Consider the following 15,965-nt stretch of genomic DNA (forward strand, 5'->3'; position numbering starts at 1 on the left):
CGCCTGTTTTCTTATCGGATCCTAATTTGGAGGACATATCATGTACCAGTTTATTACCGGGCCCCTTCTCTGGCTCGCCTTCAGCATTTTTTTTGTCGGGTGCGTTGTTCATGTGGTTTTGTACGTCAAGAACCTGGACCAGGACCTGGACCGGGTCTCCTATGGCTCACACGTGGGCTGGGGCATCCGTGGTGCTCTGCGCTCCCTTGTTTTCTGGATGCTTCCCTTCGGCACACGAAGCTGGCGGGCCAAGCCTGTTTATACGGTTATCTTTTACCTTTTTCACCTTGGGGCGGTGATCGCGCCCCTGTTTCTCTCCGCCCATGTGGTGATCCTGAAACTGCGCTGGGGCATTGCCTTGCCGACCCTGCCCGATGTGGTGGCGGACTGGATGACCGTGGGGGTGATCCTTGCGGCACTGGCCATGGTGATTCGCCGTCTGGCGTTGCCTGAAGTGCGCGTTCTCACCACAAGTCGGGAGATCGGAACCCTTGTCATCGCCGTGGCTCCCTTTGTCACCGGGTTCATTGCCTATCACCAGATAGGGGACAGCACCTTCTGGACCCTGGCCCATATTCTTTCAGGGGAGATGCTGCTGGTGGCCGTTCCTTTTACCAAGCTCTCCCATGTGGTGCTTTTTTTCTGCTCCCGGATTCAGCTGGGTATTGATTTCGGCATTAAGCGAGGGGGGATGAAATCCGCGGGCATGCCGGTGTGAGCCCCTGGTAGAAACGGAGACAACAACGTCCCTTAAGGGGCTTACGATGTGTACGGACCATGATCATAAGAAGGAAAAGATGATGCCGGAAGGAACATTTTGCAACAGAAAACCCATCGATACCAAAGACGAACTCCAGGCGTTCATGCAGGACAAGGGGGGCGCCAGATATTATGAAGAGATGAAGTCCCTTGAGGTGGATGTCCCCGCCCTGAAGGCAGAACTCAAGCGGACCCTCAAATCCAGATTGAAAACCTGGCTCAATACCTGCCAGGGGTGCGGCCTCTGTGCCGACTCCTGTTTTTTCTATCTTGCCAACGACAAGGACCCCAAACAGGTTCCGTCCTACAAGATCCGGTCCACCCTGGGCGAGCTGGTGCAGCGGAAAGGGGAGGTGGACACCGACTTTATGATGCACTGCATGGATGTGGCCTGGGGCCAGTGCACCTGCTGCAACCGATGCGCCCTCTACTGCCCCATGGGCATCGACATGGGGGTAATGTTCAGCTACCTGCGCGGTTTGCTCTACTCCCAGGGGTTTGTGCCCTGGGAGATGAAGATCGGTTCGGGCATGCACCGGGTCTACCGCGCGCAGATGGACATCACCACCGAAGACTGGGTGGATACCTGTGAATGGATGGAGGAAGAGACCGAGGAGGAGTGGCCGGGCCTGAAAATACCCGTGGATCAGGAGAACACGGACATCATCTACACGGTCAACGCCCGGGAACCCAAGCATTATCCAGAAGACCTTGCCGACGCCGCCACCTTGTTTCACCTGGCCGGGGAGAGCTGGACAGTCCCTTCCGAAGGGTGGGAGGAGACCAGTCTGGCCATGTTCGCAGGGGACTGGGAAGCGGCAAAAATGCAGGTTCAGTCCGTCTACTCGGCCATTGATCGCCTCAAGCCCAAGCGCATGGTGGTCACCGAGTGCGGGCACGCCTACCGGGCCACGGTCATCGAAGGGCCTTACTGGGCGGGGATCAAGGACGGGAAGCCCCCGGTGGAGACCCTGCATTATGTGGAGTGGGTGGCAGAGGCCCTGCAGACCGGCAAGCTCAAGATCGACCCGGCCAAACGCATCAAAGAGCCCGTGACCTACCACGACTCCTGCAACTACATCCGCAACGCGGGCCTGGCAAAGGCCGCACGGTATATCATGGGGCAGATCGCCGAGGATTTCAGGGAGATGACGCCCACCCGCGAGCACAACTTCTGTTGCGGCGGGGGAGGGGGGCTGAACGGCATCGGGCGCTACCGCCAGGAGCGCAATACCGGCATGAAGGTGAAGCGGGACCAGATCCTGGCCACCGGGGCCAAACTGGTGATCACTCCGTGCCATAACTGCTGGGACGCCATCCGGGACCTTGAAGAGGTCTACAAGATCGGGATCCGCTGGTCGTTTCTCAAGCCCCTGCTCATCAAGATGGTGGAGGTCCCCGAGTACCTGACCCACGTGGAAGAGTAGGCCGCGGGGGAGCCCCTTTTCAGGGGGCCTTTTTTTGACAGCATCAGGGTGTTCGTTGCCCCGGGCCCGGCAGGCGGGATCTTCGCCTGCCGGGCTTTTTGCTCAGGAAGGTCTGTGGCGCGTGAAAAGGGTGTTTAAAAAGTCTAACTGAGGAATGTATTCAATTGAATTTAACATACTATTGCAATCTATACTGCTATGGTATAGTAAATGAAATTCGGAAAAATTTCTTAACTTAACACTCTGTATTTTAACGATAAAAAATACAGTGCTCAGGAGCATGCTCTCCGTTTTTTGTTAAAAAATATTTGACAATGAACCGCCACATGGTAAAGTGCTTTTGCTCATACGCAGTGGGCTTGGAGTTTTTTATCTAGTAATACGTGTAACATAATTGCAGGCGCTATAACGTCTGTTGTGGGGATAGTTATTCCCACGCCCTGACAGGCTGCACCTTTGCACCAAATGGTGTCGGCCCTCATTCAGCAGGAAACAAAGAGAAGCTGTTTCTGAATTTCAAATTCAGGGACGATTGCTCGGCATTGAAACCGGCGTCGCGACGACCCGGTACGGATATAGCCATTGTTTTCTGTTAACTTGAGGGTTTGGTAAGGAGCAGTTATGCGCAAACGAGTCGGGGCAAGCCTGGCATTTCTCCTTGGTCTTCTGTTTTTCGGCCTCTGTCTTGCATATTCCGAGGGCACCGACGAACAGAATCGGGGTGTAGATGTCATCTCCATGGACACCATCACTTCCTACGGGGTACTTCAGCGCCCCAAGGTACACTTCCCACACGAAAAACATGTGATTGATGCCGAGAAGGACACGTGCCTTCAGTGCCATGAGGCGCGGCCAGACGGCGGGGTTTCCCTGGCGTTCAGGCAGCGTAAAGGGCTCTCCGGCATGGAGGCCAGGGACTATTACCACGCCCAGTGCATCCAGTGCCACGCCGATGCGGCCGCGGCAACAGGGGCCACAGGGCCCCAGGTCTGCGGCGGCTGCCACGTTAATGGCGAGCCCGCATCATCACCTTCTTCGTCCCACGCCATCGATTTTGACGATACCCTGCACAGCATCCACACCGAGCAGGCCACCCTTGACTGCCGCACCTGCCACGACAGGCTCCACGGTGAGCCCGGTGCAACGGACAGCCCGGCCATGTCATCCCGGGAAACCTCCCACGATCTGTGCGTAAGCTGCCATGTATCCACCCTTGATTCCGGTGAACCCGGCGGTCCCGTAACCTGCACAGCCTGCCACACCGACCCTGTGGACACCTCTTCCATGCCGCGCGTTGCCGCCGGTGGCGGTGAGGTGCTCTTTGACCACGACCTCCATGAAGGCGCAGACATCTCCTGCGAGACCTGTCACCACAAGGAACCGGAAACCTCCTGCTCCGAATGCCATGACGCGTCGGGCTCTTCCCGGGGCGGCGGCGTCTCCCTGTACGCTGCCATGCACAGCCGGCAAGCCGACCGCAGCTGCATCGGCTGCCATGACGCCATGGGGGCAGGGGAGGTGGACGACTGCACCGCCTGCCATGCCCCGTTCAGCGGGGGAACTCCTTAAACGATCGGGATGGACACCTCCCGGGCTCGGATGATTTGCCGAGCCCGGACCCTTCGTCACCGGAGCATCAGCAAGGGCCTGTATCTTACCGGAATGAACAAAGAGGAAACACCATGTATCAATTTATCACCGGGCCACTGTTGTGGCTTTCCCTCGGGATTTTTTCCATCGGTTGCATTGCCCATGTGGCTCTTTATATCAAAAACCTCGACGCCCGCCTGGACCGGGTGGCCTACGACACATGCATCGCAAGCGGGCTGAAAGGGGCGCTGCGCTCCATTGTGCTCTGGCTGACGCCCTTCGGGACCCGTTGCTGGCGGCAGAACCCCGTACACACCCTGCTGTTTTATCTCTTTCACGTGGGGGCTGTAGCCGTTCCGCTGTTTGTCTCGGCCCACGGGATCCTGTTGAAGTACCGCTGGGGCATCTCCATTCCGGCCATGCCCGATGCCGTGGCCGATGCCCTCACCGTGGGCGTTCTGATAGGGGCCGCAGGGCTTCTCATCCGCCGCATGGTGCTCCCCGAGGTGCGACAGCTCACAAGGCCCCGGGACATCGGCGTGCTCTTTTTGTCGGTGGCGCCCTTTGCCACCGCTTTCATGGCCTATCACCAGATCGGAGACGTCACCTTCTGGACCCTGGCACACATCCTCAGCGGGGAGCTCTTCCTCGTGGCCGTGCCCTTTACCAAGCTCTCCCATATCGTGCTTTTTTTCTGCTCGCGCATCCAGCTCGGCATGGATTTCAGCATCAAGCGCGGTGGGCTCAAGGCCCCTGGATTTCCCTGGTAACCATCTTTTTTAAGATACAACGATTTTGTGAGTGAGGAACCATGACAAAGCAGCAAGGCATACTGTGCAACCGAACCCCCATCGGAACCAAAGCAAAACTCCAGGAACTCCTGGGAGACAAGGGTGGCGCCCAATATTACAAAGAGATGGAGAGCCTCGACGTGGACGTCCCGGCGTTGAAGGCCCTTTTGAAAAACACCTTGAAATCACGGCTCAAGACCTGGCTGAACTCCTGCATGCGATGCGGGCTCTGCGCCGATTCCTGCTTTCTTTACATTGCCAATGACAAGGATCCCAAGCAGGTCCCCTCCTACAAGATCCAGTCCACCCTGGGGGAGCTGGTGCGGCGAAAAGGGGAGGTGGACACCGCTTTTATGATGCACTGCATGGATGTGGCCTGGTCCCAGTGCACCTGCTGCAACCGGTGCGCCATGTATTGCCCCATGGGTATCGACATGGGGGTGATGTTCTCCTACCTGCGCGGGGTGCTCTTTTCCCAGGGCTTTGTGCCGTGGGAGATGAAGATCGGATCGGGCATGCACCGGGTCTATCGCGCCCAGATGGACATCACCACCGAGGACTGGGTGGACACCTGCCAGTGGATGGAAGAGGAGACCGAAGAGGAGTGGCCGGGCCTTGAAATCCCCGTGGACAAAGAGGACGCCGACATCATCTACACGGTCAACGCCCGCGAGGCCAAGCACTACCCCGAGGACCTCGCCGACGCAGCGGTGCTCTTTCACCTGGCCGGGGAAAACTGGACCGTTCCTTCCGAAGGGTGGGAAGAGACCAGCCTGGCCATGTTCGCCGGAGACTGGGAGGCCTCCACCATGCAGGTGAAGTCCGTTTACTCCGCCATCGATCGGTTGAAGCCCAAGCGCATGGTGGTCACCGAGTGCGGCCACGCCTACCGGGCCACGGTGACCGAAGGGCCCTACTGGGCGGGCATCAAGTCGGGCAAAGCCCCGGTGGACAGCCTGCACTACGTGGAGTGGGTGGCCGAAGCCCTGCGCACGGGCAAGCTCAAGATCGACCCGGCCAAACGGATCAAGGAGCCCGTGACCTTCCAGGACTCCTGCAACTACATCCGCAATGCAGGCCTGGCCGACGACGCCCGGTACATCATGAGCCAGATCGCCGAGGATTTTCGCGAGATGACCCCCAACCGCGAACACAACTACTGCTGCGGCGGGGGAGGGGGCATGAACGGCATCGGACGGTACCGGGAACAGCGGAACATCGGCCTGAAAGTCAAGCGAGACCAGATTCTTGAGACCGGGGCCAAGCTGGTGATCTCTCCCTGCCACAACTGCTGGGACGCCATCCGGGACCTGGAGGAGGTCTACCATATCGGGATCCGGTGGTCTTTCCTGAAACCCCTGCTCATTCCCATGGTGGTGGTGCCGGATCACTTGACGCACAATGAGGAGTAAAAACAGCTCTCTGGCGATATCTTGATTTGCCGGTTTTTCATGGGGAACGCCTCTTTCATAAGGAAAAAACACCCCATGGACGGTAATTGATTGAACTTTGAAAAAATAACTGCTTTAGTTAGTAGTTAGTTATGACCCGTCTCCCCCGGCTGCAACTCGGCATCCGGGGGAGGCCATGGCGTGGCACCAAAAACCAGGAGCCAGGGACATGAAGCGTATCACGGCGACAGCATGGGACGTGTCGGTCTGCGGGGGACACCCCTTCCGCACCCCGGTGCCGTGTTCGTCCCAGGGGTCGGCCCCGTCGGTTCCCCTTGCCCATGTCACCCGGTCTCCCTGCACAAACCTCCCTTTGCCCCTCTCTTCCCGTTTCCCCTGACCTCTTTCGTCGAACCATTCGATCGAGTTTGATGCTGACACTTCAGACAGGCAGGTTCCTTATGTTCAAAAACATTCTGTTCACCACCACCGCGTCGCCCATCTGCGACGAAGCCGCCCGGTTTGCCTACAACCTGGCCGAAAAATTTCACTCCGGATTAAAAGTCCTTCACGTCTACGGCTTGCCCTCCCACGGCTTTACGGCCCAGGTCAAAGCGTACAGCCCCGAAAGCGAGGAGGTGCCGGACGCGGATTACGAAACGCTCCTGACCCGTGAAATCCGTGCCTCCCACAAGCACCTGGCCGATACGTCCATGGATTGTGAGGTGGTAGTAAAACCCGGGATTCCCGCAACGGAAATCCTGCGCCGGGCCAGGGCCTGGGAGAGCGACCTCATCGTCATGGGGACCCATACCCGCCTGGATTGCACCGGTGCGTCCCTTGCGTTTCGCAACACCTTAGGCAACACCATGCAGAAGGTGGCAAAAAGCGCCAGGGCACCGGTCCTTATCATCAACCGTTTCTGTCCTCTTCCGCACTGGGATTTCAAGCACATTGTCTTTGCCACCGACTTGTCGCAGGCATCGGATGCCGCCTTTGACTTTGCCGTGAAGATCGCCCGGAATGCAGACCTACCTGCCACCTGCTCCATACCCTGGAGATCACGGGGATCCCCGAAGATCCCGTTGCCATGGACAGACGCCTGGCCGAGGCGCGGGCAGCTGTCGAAGCCCGTTTTTTAAGCCGCGTCGGGGATTTCACCAACCTGGAGGTGGAGGTGTGCGAAGGGACCCCGTACGTGGAGATCCTGAAGCTGACCCGCAGGTGCCACGGAGACCTTGTTGTCATGGCGCACCACGGCAAAGGCCCGGAAGAGGGCCCGGCCATGGGAGGCACCCTGGAGCAGGTTGTCATACGGGCCTCCTGCCCGGTGGTGAGCGTAAACCATTGCGAAAAGGGATAATCACCCTCAAGGAATCGCCGCCTGCGTTCATATTTTGGTTTGTTCCCGGCTCTCTTTGGGCTATGAATGAAGGTAGGATCCCTTTGCGACCGTCCTCATCCTCATCCTGAGACCCAACAATACGGAGGTATACCTGTGTCCCGACCCAAAAACGCCATGGAGATATTCAAGCACCTGGAGAAATCCAACTGCCGGGAGTGCGGCGAAAAGAGCTGCCTGGCCTTTGCCGGAGCTGTGTTTACGGGCGCCAAGTCCATAGACGCCTGTCCCAGGGCGGATGAGGCCACACGGGCCCTGTTCAGGGGCGGGGCAGGGGAGACCGGAGACAACGGCGATATCTACCTTGCCGCCCTCCAGGAAAAAATGGGGACCTGCGATTTTGACGAGGCATCCCGGCGCATCGGGGCAACGCTGTCCGGCGAGGTGCTGACCCTCAAGGTGCTGGGCAAGGATGTGGGGGTGGATCACCAGGGCCGGTTTCACACCGACCTGCACGTGAACCCCTACCTTGGGGTGCCCTTTCTCAATCATATCCTGGACGGCAAGGGGGTTCCGGCCAAAGGGCAGTGGGTCTCTTATCGGGATATTCCGGGAGGGCGTGAGCAGTACAACCTGTTTCACCGGCGCTGTGAGGAGAACCTTCTGCGCCTGGCGGACGGACACACCGGCCTGTTTGACGACCTGGTGCATCTCTTCGACGCCAAAGAGGTGCCGCCCCAGTTCCAGTCGGATATCTCGGTGGTCCTTCACTTTTTCCCCACGGTTCCCTTTATGATCTGCTACTGCAACGACCAGGACGGCCTGGGTTCAGCCGTGAATGTCTATTACGACAGCACCGCCATCGAAAACGCGGACGCCGAATCCCTCTTTTACCTCGGGGTGGGATTCACCTATATGCTGGAGCGTCTTGCCCTTCGGCACGGGTAAGGGGGACCATGCCGACGGGCCCCGGGGCTTGAGACAATATATGGCAGGGAGAGGCCTTCTCCTTCCGGTGGTCGCAGGGGAAAGGCCCTTTCCGGGATGAAAGCTGCATGGAGGTGAGCCATGACAGGTAAAGGAGAGAAAAAAGATGCGAGGAAAAACCTGAGAACCCTTGGAATGACCCTGGGAGGCATGCTGCTTCTGGTGGTGATGCTCACAGGACCCGCCTTGGCCGAGTTCAAGGTGGATGAAAAAAAAGGGGTGGTCGTCGACACCGACACAGGGCTCATGTGGCAACGCCAGACAGGCAATGACAATGAGGCCCTGACCTGGGCCCAAGCGGTGGCCTACTGCAAAAAACTCGACCTGGCCGGGTATGACGACTGGCGCCTGCCCAGTTCCGATGAACTCCAGAGTATCATTAACTACCTGAGCTACGATCCCGCGGTGGACCCCCGGATTTTTCCGGACACGGCGTCCTCGGGCTACTGGTCCTCCTCCACCTATGAAGCCAATTCCGGCTATGCCTGGCGCATCGATTTCTACTACATCGGGTACGTCAACATCAGCAACAAAGCGAATCACTATTATGTCCGGGCCGTGAGGTCCCTGCCGTAAAGCGCCTCCATGTCACGGGCGTAGCGGGCCATCACCGCCTTGCGCTTCACTTTGAAGGTGGGGGTGAGCTCCCCGGCCTCTTCGGTGAGGCGCCGGTGGGAGACATGGTAGGCCTTGATCTGTTCGTGGGGCTCCAGCTGGTCGTTGGCCGTATCGATTTCAGCCTGGATAAGCGCCCTCACCTCAGGGAGGTGGAGCATTTCGCGCATCACCTCCGTGCAGAGGCCGTTGGCATGGGAGAGGGCGTACCGCTCTGCTTCGGGATCCCGGGCCGTAAGGACCGATAGAAGGGCGTCGAAGTCGGGGATCACAAGGGCGGTGACGTATTTTTTCCCGCTGCCGACGGCCATGACGGAGTCAATATACGCGGAAAGGGCAAAAAGACCTTCCACTTTTGCCGAGGGCACGTTTTTGCCCGTGTCCAGCACAAGGAGCCCGTTTTTGCGGTCCACGATGCGGATGTGGTCCCCGGCCACCTTTTCAACGATGTCCCCGGTCCGGTAGTACCCGTCTTCAGTAAAGGCCGCCCGCGTGGCTTCTTCGTTGTTCCAATACCCCACAAAGAGATTCTCCCCTTTGACCTCCCACTCCCCGTCGTCTGCAATGCGACCGGACACACCCGCGCACGGGGCGCCCACCGATCCGGGCAGGATGGCCCCCGGAGTGTTGAGATTGACCGTGTTGCAGGTTTCGGTGGAGCCGTATCCCTCGAAGATGCGCACCCCCATGGCCATGAAGGTTTTGCACAGGTCCGCGGAGAGGCTTCCGGCGGCGGAAAACGCGAAACGGAACCGTCCGCCCAGTCTATTGCGGACCTTTTCGAAGATCAGCCGGTCGAAGAGCCGGTATTTTACGGAGAGCAGGGGCCCGGCCCCGGAGAGGAGATCGGTCCCTTCGGACATGTCCACGAACCCCCGCTCGTCGGCCCGGGCATCCACCACGCGCCGTCCGGTCTCCATGGCAGAAAAGAAGAGGCGGCGCTTCAGGGGAGAGGCCGATGCGTTCTCTTTCATGGCCATGTAGATGCGTTCGTAAATCCGCGGCACAGACATGAAAAAGGTGGGGCGGAACATAGCCAGGTCCGCCAGCAGGGTTTTGGGGCTGGAGTAAGCCACGGGCAGGGCCGCGTGCATGGCGATGGCGTGGCCGCATTCGCGTTCGTAGGTGTGGGCCAGTGGCAGAAAGGAGAGGAGGAGGTCTTTTTCCGTGAGGACGGGGATAGCCGCCAGATCCCGCCTGCAGGCGGCGTTGACGGAAGCGTGGGTGTGCACGGCGCCCTTAGGGTTACCGGTGGTTCCCGAGGTGTAGACAATGGTCATGGGGTCCCCAAGGCCCACGGATTGCCACCTCGCCTCCCAGGCTTCCGGAGTGGCGTCGTGGGCCGTCCGGCCCCGTTGCTTCAATTCGTCGAGGGTGAGGGTGTCGACGTCCCCCGCCTCGTTTCCCTCAAGGAGAATGACCCGGGACAGGTTCGGCATCCGGCTCCGCGCGGCCCGCACCGTCTCCAGGAGAGAGGCGTCCTGCACAAACAGCACCGTGCTTCCCGAATCGTTGATGAGATAGGCCAGCTCTTTGGCCGTGAGGCTGGGGTAGACACAGGTGGTGATGCCCCCGGCACAGAGGATGGCGTAGTCCGCCTGGGTCCATTGGGGCGATGTGGTACCCATGATCCCCACCCGGTCGCCTTTTTCAATGCCCAGGGCCATGAGGCCGCAGCTTATCTCCCGGACGGCTTCGCCCATCTCTCCGTAGGTGAGGGCGGCGGTTTCGTCTGATCCTTTGCATTTCCAGCGCTGGGCGATGCGGTGCCCGAAGCGGGTGACGTTTCGGTTCAGGAGTTCGGGGAAGGTCTGGGTGGTGATGTACCATTTGTCCGTGGGGGTGATGGTCATGGGAGGCTCCGGAATGCGTCGGCCCGCGTTCACCGATGACAAGCGGAGAAAGGGGGCGAATGGGTGGTTGAAATGCTGGTGGCTCTGCGTATATGTTCATGGCATATCTGCACAGGGGCGTCCAGTTGTTTGCACGCCGTCGGCTCGTTTTCGTTGTGATGCGGGTCGTTTGTTCAGCCCTGGAGGAGCATGGCGTTCTCCCTTGGGCCAAGGTCAACGAGGGCACCTTACAGGTGCCCGTCAGATGTGGGACATGGGGATCATGGATGAAGACTTGGTAGCACTTCGGCAGGCACTGCATCGCATACCCGAAGCCTCCGGGCAAGAGGAGAAGACAGCAGGGATGGTTGCAGACTGGCTCAGTGGCTGCGACCATCACGGCATGGTGAGGGATCTGGGCGGCCACGGAGTGGCCGTTTTTTTCGACGGGATGTCCACCGGAGAGACCCTTCTCTTCCGAGCCGACCTTGACGGAGTGCCCGTCACCGAGATGACCGGCCTTCCCTATGCATCGGTTCATAAGGGGTTGTCCCATGCCTGCGGCCACGACGGGCACACGGCCATCCTTTGCGGCCTGGCACGGGAACTCTCAAATGCTCCCCCGAAGCGGGGGCGGGTGGTGCTTCTCTTTCAACCGGCCGAAGAGACCGGGGACGGTGCCGAGGCCGTCATCAAGGACCCTCGGTTCCAGGGCATCATCCCGGATCGGGTCTTCGCCCTTCACAACCTGCCCGGCAGGCCCCTGGGGCAGGTGTGCGTGCCGGACAGGCTGTTTGCCTGCGCCTCCCTGGGCATGGATATCCATCTTTCCGGCACACCGAGCCATGCGGCCTGGCCGGAGCACGGGAACTCCCCCATGCCCATCGTGCAGTCGCTTCTGGCCGATGAGGGCCTGCTGGCACGGGAACAGGGGGGACCGTTTTTCATGAGCACGGTGACCCATCTTCAGGTGGGAGGACCCGGCTTCGGGGTGAGCCCCGGCGAAGCCCGGGTGCAGCTCACCCTGCGAGGGGAGGCGGACGCATACCTGCATTACCGTATGTCCCGTATCAAGGAGGCGTTGGAGGAGAAAAGCGGGCTTTCAGGCGTGGGATGCGAGGTGATGGTGACCAATGAGTTTCCGGGAACACCCGTGGACCGGGAGATGGCGGAAATGGTGATGGAGGCCGCCACCGATGCGGGCCTGGACGTCACCACACTTTCCGAGCCCATGAGGTGGAGTGAGGACTTCGGGTGGTTCACCCACCGGTACCCCGGGGTGATGGTGGGGCTGGGCTGCGGCGAGGGGCCGCAGCTTCACAACGCAGATTACAACTTTCCGGACGCCCTTCTCGGGCCGGGTGTTGCCCTTTTTTCCGCCATCATCCGAGCGTTTCAGCGCAGCATGACCCTCTGACCCGGCTTGCCCGAAGGGTGAGAAAATCAAACAGCAAACGTTGATTTACGTTTTGTCTGGATGGTTTCTCATGAGATATCCGGGCCAGGGCGGATCAGGTGCTCCACAACCCGGAGTTGGAATTGAACACCGCCTGGAAGCGAAGGCGCGGGGCCTCATTGCCGTTTTCGTCCCGGGGTTCGGTTGTCTCAAACCCGGAGGCGTCTTCCTTGGCCGGGGGACGGATGGTCACCCTTCCCCTGGATGAGCAGGTGCACTCAGCGCCCTTGAACAAAAGGGAAAAGGGGGCGCGGACAAAACAGGACTGGGGCCTGTCTGTGCGGGACTCGGGCAACGTGTTGTCCGTCAGGGCAAACTTGCGTTCCTTGCCTTCGCTGTTTGTTATGGAAAAACCCGTTGCTTTACCCTTGATGTCGTGGTTGGTTGAAAATGGCTTGAGCATGGAATTCTCCTGGTTCTTAAAGAATGAAAAACAGCGACTTACAACCCGTCACACATCCCTGCAACCCCGTCTGTCCCATGGGGAAAGCAGGCGCTTTATCCGTTCCGCGGCAGGCCGGATCCACCCGGAAGGCGTGTCAGCCCTGCGGGGTGGCCCAATGATTTGGTTATTTCATGATGGCTGGTGCCCGGGCCTGGCCCGGCGTCTTCGGTCTGGGGGCCTGGTGGAGAGGTGGGTTTTGGTTTAAAAGCGCAGTGTGGGGGTGGAGGCGTGGGGGTGTCCGACCGTTTACGGATGATTGAATTATGTCACGGGACGGAATGAATATGAAGTGTTATTTTTCTAAACATTGATATGAATATTGATAGGTTGCGATGATTCCTCCGCATCAGGATGCGCGGCCGAAGATGAGAAGGGCAGGGGTGATCTCCGAGGTGGGCAGGGTGCCCGCCACCCAGTCATCGAGGATGCCGGTGAGGGCGGAGAGCGGTTTGTAGCCCTGGTTGAGCACCGATGCCGCCTCGCCTTCCCTGAGCACCAGGGCGGGAAAGGCCAGGGCGTTGTAGGCCCGGGCCAGGGCAAAATCGTCGAAGGCCTCTGCACGGACGGAGTCGCTCTGCGCAAGGGGCAGAAACTGCTCCGGGGACACGCCGATACTTTTGGCGAGGTCGCAGAGGATCTCCGGCTGCGTGATGTCTTTCATCTCCAGGTAAAACGCGTGATGAAGGGCGCGGTAGTAAGGCAGGGCCAGGGCAGGGTCCAGGCGCCTGACGGCAACGAACGCCTGACTGGCCGGTGCCGAGTCGTAGAGAAAATCCGGGGCATCTGCCAGCAGGTGGCCGTTGATGGGTTGACCCGTGGCCCGGGTCACCCCTTGCCAGTTTTCAAGAAGCTTCGGCTTAATGGCGTCGGTGATGGCAATGGGATCCTCCACCCGCAGCCCCCCCATCATAAACCGGAAGGGCACCGAAGACCCGAGGCGCTCCATGAGGGCATCCAGGACCGGCTCAAATCCGAAACACCAGGCGCACATGGGGTCGCCCACATAAATAATCTCTTTGTCGTTTGTCTGGCTCATGTTTTTTCGTCCTCCGGGTCCCCGTTTGATCCTCACAAGATCCCACTTATACCATACCTTGCCCCCAGCTCAAGGCGCCTTTTTGGCGCTACAGGTCCCCCATACGGAGAATCACGGAAAACGCATCGATGAGGGCCCAGGCCGTATCGTCCTGCCGAAGCCCTAGGTCATCGTCCCCGGAGCGGGTCATGAGGGCGCAGACCTCGGTGCCGTCTTTGAGACCGAGGATCACCTCGGTGGTGTTTCCACCTTTAATAATACGTCGCACCGTTCCTTCAAGGGTGTTGGCGCAGCTGGTCAGGGGAGGGTGGGGCCCTGCGGCCACCAGGACCCAGGGGGCTTTTACCTCGGCGGTGAGAAGGGTCCCGGGCTTCAGGGCCAGTCGGCCGGCGCTTTCATTGGTGATGATGGCGGTGATGGGGTAGCCCCCCAGGGTGTCCAGGGTGACCACCGTCTGGATCTCTCCGGGGACCATGCGGGCCACCTTTCCGGCAAAGCTGTTCCTTGCGCTTGTCTTGATCCTGCTCTCGCGTCGGGTGACATGGGCCACCACCCGCTGCATGTCCTGTTCGGAAAAATCGAGCCAGGAGGCGGTGAGGCCCGCCGTGCTGTGGCCGAGCATCTTCTGGACCACGGGAAGGGGCAGGTTGCTGCGCAGGAGCTCCAGGGCACGGGACCGGCGGATGACGTTGGGGCTTCCCATGGCCTTGGCCAGCCCGCAGGACTCTGCCTGTTCATAAAACTTTCTCCGCACATGCCCCGGATCCACGGAAAAAGGGGCTTCGGTGGATGGCGGCAGGACCTCGAGGATTCCCTCGGCCACGTGGGGAGGGATCTGGACATCCCGGTACCCGGCGGACCGGCTTCCGATATGCACGGTGTGGCCCGTAAAATCGATCTGATCGGTGGAGGCGATGCCCAGGATTTCCCCTAAACGGGCACCGGTGTAGCGAATGAGCAGGAAGATGCAGAAAATTCTCTGCCGGGACCTTCGCACGTCGGAGCGCCGTGCAGCCGAGACCCAGTCCCGAAAGGCTGTCTCCAGGGCGGCCAGCTGAACAGGGTCGAGGGTGCGCTCCTCCTCGGAAGGCGTGAGGATGGTCGATGGGTTGGCGGATGCGTGCGGCGGTGTTTTCATGGGTGGCATTATAGCGGCAGATCCGTTTCTTTCCAAGGAAATCGGGTTGACATGGCTGGAAATCGAATGGTACAAGTGACATGCAAATTATAAAAACCGTGCCAATTAACCATCGGGCGCGCTTCATGACAACCCCCTTCCCAAAGGAGGTGACCATGCTTTTCGAAACCGCAGGTATCCACGTGGCCCCCTGGATCCCCCCCGTCGTGGCCTTCGGCGTCTCTTTCATTACCTCCATGGCCGGACTCTCAGGCGCCTTTCTGCTCCTTCCCTTTCAGATGTCCGTCCTTGGCTATGTGCACCCCTCGGTGAGCGCCACCAATCAGCTCTTCAACATTGTAGCCATCCCTTCGGGGGTGTGGCGGTTCATCAAGGAGGGGCGCATGGTCTGGCCCCTGACCCTGGTGGTGGTGGTGGGCACCATGCCCGGGGTGATCCTGGGGGCGATGATCCGGGTGCTCTACCTGCCGGACCCGCTTCACTTCAAGATGTTTGTGGGCATGGTCCTTCTGTACATCGGGTTTCGCATGGTCAGGCAGCTCCTCGACACCAGGGGAAAGGAGCCGAAAACGGAAGAGGGGGGCGATTTTAAGACCACGGTCCTTTTCTGGAACCTTCGGGAGATGGCTTATACCTTTCGGGGGCGTACCCATCGCTTCTCGGTGCCCGGCATCTCTTTTATGAGTTTTGTGGTGGGCATCATCGGTGGCATTTACGGCATCGGGGGTGGGGCCATCATCGCGCCGTTCTTTGTTTCGTTTTACAGGCTTCCGGTCCACACCATCGCCGGAGCGACCCTCATGGGTACCTTTGTGACCTCCATTACCGGGGTGCTTTTCTATCAGGGCATGGCCCCTTTTTTTCCCTCCATGCATATTGCCCCGGACTGGGGCCTGGGGCTTCTCTTCGGCCTGGGCGGCATCGCAGGTATCTACACGGGCGCCCGGTGCCAGAAAATGTACCGTACCGAAGCGGGCTCAAGTGGCTCCTCTGCCTTGTCCTTGCCGGAACCGCCGGAAAGTACATCGTTGAATTTATCACGCACGTCCGCCCGTAGATAAGGATTGACCGCTTTTGTAAACATGGTTACGGTGTTTCATGCCCATATGGACTGATCCGACGTAAAAACAGATGGATTTACCCCATACATGAAGGT

Annotated in this window: 16 protein-coding genes; 12 read left to right on the plus strand and 4 right to left on the minus strand. The window is 59.5% G+C overall.

Annotation, left to right across the window (positions count from 1 at the left end; genetic code table 11):
- Nucleotides 1-40 precede the first annotated feature (40 nt).
- From hmcE (ACOYW2_RS10310) to ACOYW2_RS10355, 10 genes are all read left to right on the plus strand, one after another.
- Entirely contained in the window at nt 41-718 is a 678-nt protein-coding gene (hmcE, locus tag ACOYW2_RS10310) for a sulfate respiration complex protein HmcE (protein ID WP_482770339.1), read from the plus strand.
- A 79-nt stretch (nt 719-797) separates the two neighbouring features.
- A complete protein-coding gene (hmcF, locus tag ACOYW2_RS10315) occupies nt 798-2,186 on the plus strand; it encodes a sulfate respiration complex iron-sulfur protein HmcF (RefSeq protein ID WP_482770340.1) in 1,389 nt (462 codons plus the stop codon).
- 621 nt (nt 2,187-2,807) lie between these two features.
- Nucleotides 2,808-3,755 (plus strand): cytochrome c3 family protein, encoded by a 948-nt coding sequence (locus ACOYW2_RS10320; RefSeq protein WP_482770341.1) that lies wholly within the window; start codon nt 2,808-2,810, stop codon nt 3,753-3,755.
- Between the two features lie 113 nt (nt 3,756-3,868).
- A complete protein-coding gene (gene hmcE, locus ACOYW2_RS10325) occupies nt 3,869-4,546 on the plus strand; it encodes a sulfate respiration complex protein HmcE (protein ID WP_482416398.1) in 678 nt (225 codons plus the stop codon).
- Nucleotides 4,547-4,587: 41 nt separating this feature from the next.
- Entirely contained in the window at nt 4,588-5,979 is a 1,392-nt protein-coding gene (hmcF, locus tag ACOYW2_RS10330) for a sulfate respiration complex iron-sulfur protein HmcF (protein ID WP_180145119.1), read from the plus strand.
- 208 nt (nt 5,980-6,187) lie between these two features.
- Nucleotides 6,188-6,358, plus strand: a complete 171-nt coding sequence (locus ACOYW2_RS10335; RefSeq protein WP_482770342.1) for a hypothetical protein — start codon at nt 6,188-6,190, stop codon at nt 6,356-6,358.
- 61 nt (nt 6,359-6,419) lie between these two features.
- The gene (locus ACOYW2_RS10340) at nt 6,420-7,100 is read left to right on the plus strand and encodes a universal stress protein (RefSeq protein ID WP_482770343.1); all 681 of its coding nucleotides are present in this window, start codon (nt 6,420-6,422) and stop codon (nt 7,098-7,100) included.
- Complete coding sequence (locus ACOYW2_RS10345) at nt 7,049-7,321, plus strand: universal stress protein (RefSeq protein WP_482770344.1); 273 nt, start codon at nt 7,049-7,051, stop codon at nt 7,319-7,321. The genes ACOYW2_RS10340 and ACOYW2_RS10345 overlap by 52 nt, the downstream gene beginning before the upstream one ends.
- A 135-nt stretch (nt 7,322-7,456) precedes the next feature.
- Nucleotides 7,457-8,248: a DUF3786 domain-containing protein gene (locus ACOYW2_RS10350; RefSeq protein WP_482770345.1), complete on the plus strand. Its 792-nt coding sequence runs from the start codon at nt 7,457-7,459 to the stop codon at nt 8,246-8,248.
- Nucleotides 8,249-8,368: 120 nt separating this feature from the next.
- Complete coding sequence (locus ACOYW2_RS10355) at nt 8,369-8,863, plus strand: Lcl C-terminal domain-containing protein (RefSeq protein ID WP_482770346.1); 495 nt, start codon at nt 8,369-8,371, stop codon at nt 8,861-8,863.
- Here the strand turns inward: ACOYW2_RS10355 and ACOYW2_RS10360 are convergent.
- Complete coding sequence (locus tag ACOYW2_RS10360) at nt 8,833-10,755, minus strand: AMP-dependent synthetase/ligase (protein WP_482770347.1); 1,923 nt, start codon at nt 10,753-10,755, stop codon at nt 8,833-8,835. The two genes, ACOYW2_RS10355 and ACOYW2_RS10360, sit on opposite strands and share 31 nt — an antisense overlap.
- Nucleotides 10,756-11,017: 262 nt before the next feature.
- Between ACOYW2_RS10360 and ACOYW2_RS10365 the strand changes: the two genes are divergently transcribed.
- Nucleotides 11,018-12,151 carry an amidohydrolase gene (locus ACOYW2_RS10365; RefSeq protein ID WP_482770348.1) on the plus strand — a complete coding sequence of 378 codons (1,134 nt, stop codon included), beginning with the start codon at nt 11,018-11,020 and terminating at the stop codon, nt 12,149-12,151.
- Nucleotides 12,152-12,245: 94 nt separating this feature from the next.
- Here the strand turns inward: ACOYW2_RS10365 and ACOYW2_RS10370 are convergent, their stop codons facing one another.
- The 3 genes from ACOYW2_RS10370 to ACOYW2_RS10380 all read right to left on the minus strand — a co-directional run bounded on the left by ACOYW2_RS10370 (nt 12,246) and on the right by ACOYW2_RS10380 (nt 14,809).
- Entirely contained in the window at nt 12,246-12,593 is a 348-nt protein-coding gene (locus tag ACOYW2_RS10370) for a hypothetical protein (protein WP_180145134.1), read from the minus strand.
- A 388-nt stretch (nt 12,594-12,981) separates the two neighbouring features.
- On the minus strand, nt 12,982-13,671 hold the full coding sequence (locus ACOYW2_RS10375; protein ID WP_482770349.1) for a DsbA family protein: 690 nt from the start codon (nt 13,669-13,671) through the stop codon (nt 12,982-12,984).
- Nucleotides 13,672-13,759: 88 nt separating this feature from the next.
- Nucleotides 13,760-14,809, minus strand: coding sequence for a TOBE domain-containing protein (locus tag ACOYW2_RS10380; protein ID WP_482770350.1), 1,050 nt, complete (start codon nt 14,807-14,809; stop codon nt 13,760-13,762).
- Nucleotides 14,810-14,964: 155 nt separating this feature from the next.
- On the opposite strand from ACOYW2_RS10380, the gene ACOYW2_RS10385 reads away from it, so the two are divergent.
- The gene (locus ACOYW2_RS10385) at nt 14,965-15,870 is read left to right on the plus strand and encodes a sulfite exporter TauE/SafE family protein (protein ID WP_482770351.1); all 906 of its coding nucleotides are present in this window, start codon (nt 14,965-14,967) and stop codon (nt 15,868-15,870) included.
- The last annotated feature ends 95 nt before the right edge of the window (nt 15,871-15,965 follow it).

The organism is Desulfoluna sp. CLI2B (genome assembly GCF_056847375.1).

Bases quoted from the DNA above. Each gene is read 5' to 3' on its own strand.
- hmcE (WP_482770339.1), top strand. From the start codon at position 41: ATGTACCAGTTTATTACCGGGCCCCTTCTCTGGCTCGCCTTCAGCATT.
- hmcF (WP_482770340.1), top strand. From the start codon at position 798: ATGATGCCGGAAGGAACATTTTGCAACAGAAAACCCATCGATACCAAA.
- ACOYW2_RS10320 (WP_482770341.1), top strand. From the start codon at position 2,808: ATGCGCAAACGAGTCGGGGCAAGCCTGGCATTTCTCCTTGGTCTTCTG.
- hmcE (WP_482416398.1), top strand. From the start codon at position 3,869: ATGTATCAATTTATCACCGGGCCACTGTTGTGGCTTTCCCTCGGGATT.
- hmcF (WP_180145119.1), top strand. From the start codon at position 4,588: ATGACAAAGCAGCAAGGCATACTGTGCAACCGAACCCCCATCGGAACC.
- ACOYW2_RS10335 (WP_482770342.1), top strand. From the start codon at position 6,188: ATGAAGCGTATCACGGCGACAGCATGGGACGTGTCGGTCTGCGGGGGA.
- ACOYW2_RS10340 (WP_482770343.1), top strand. From the start codon at position 6,420: ATGTTCAAAAACATTCTGTTCACCACCACCGCGTCGCCCATCTGCGAC.
- ACOYW2_RS10345 (WP_482770344.1), top strand. From the start codon at position 7,049: ATGGACAGACGCCTGGCCGAGGCGCGGGCAGCTGTCGAAGCCCGTTTT.
- ACOYW2_RS10355 (WP_482770346.1), top strand. From the start codon at position 8,369: ATGACAGGTAAAGGAGAGAAAAAAGATGCGAGGAAAAACCTGAGAACC.
- ACOYW2_RS10360 (WP_482770347.1), bottom strand. From the start codon at position 10,755: ATGACCATCACCCCCACGGACAAATGGTACATCACCACCCAGACCTTC.
- ACOYW2_RS10365 (WP_482770348.1), top strand. From the start codon at position 11,018: ATGGATGAAGACTTGGTAGCACTTCGGCAGGCACTGCATCGCATACCC.
- ACOYW2_RS10370 (WP_180145134.1), bottom strand. From the start codon at position 12,593: ATGCTCAAGCCATTTTCAACCAACCACGACATCAAGGGTAAAGCAACG.
- ACOYW2_RS10375 (WP_482770349.1), bottom strand. From the start codon at position 13,671: ATGAGCCAGACAAACGACAAAGAGATTATTTATGTGGGCGACCCCATG.
- ACOYW2_RS10380 (WP_482770350.1), bottom strand. From the start codon at position 14,809: ATGAAAACACCGCCGCACGCATCCGCCAACCCATCGACCATCCTCACG.
- ACOYW2_RS10385 (WP_482770351.1), top strand. From the start codon at position 14,965: ATGCTTTTCGAAACCGCAGGTATCCACGTGGCCCCCTGGATCCCCCCC.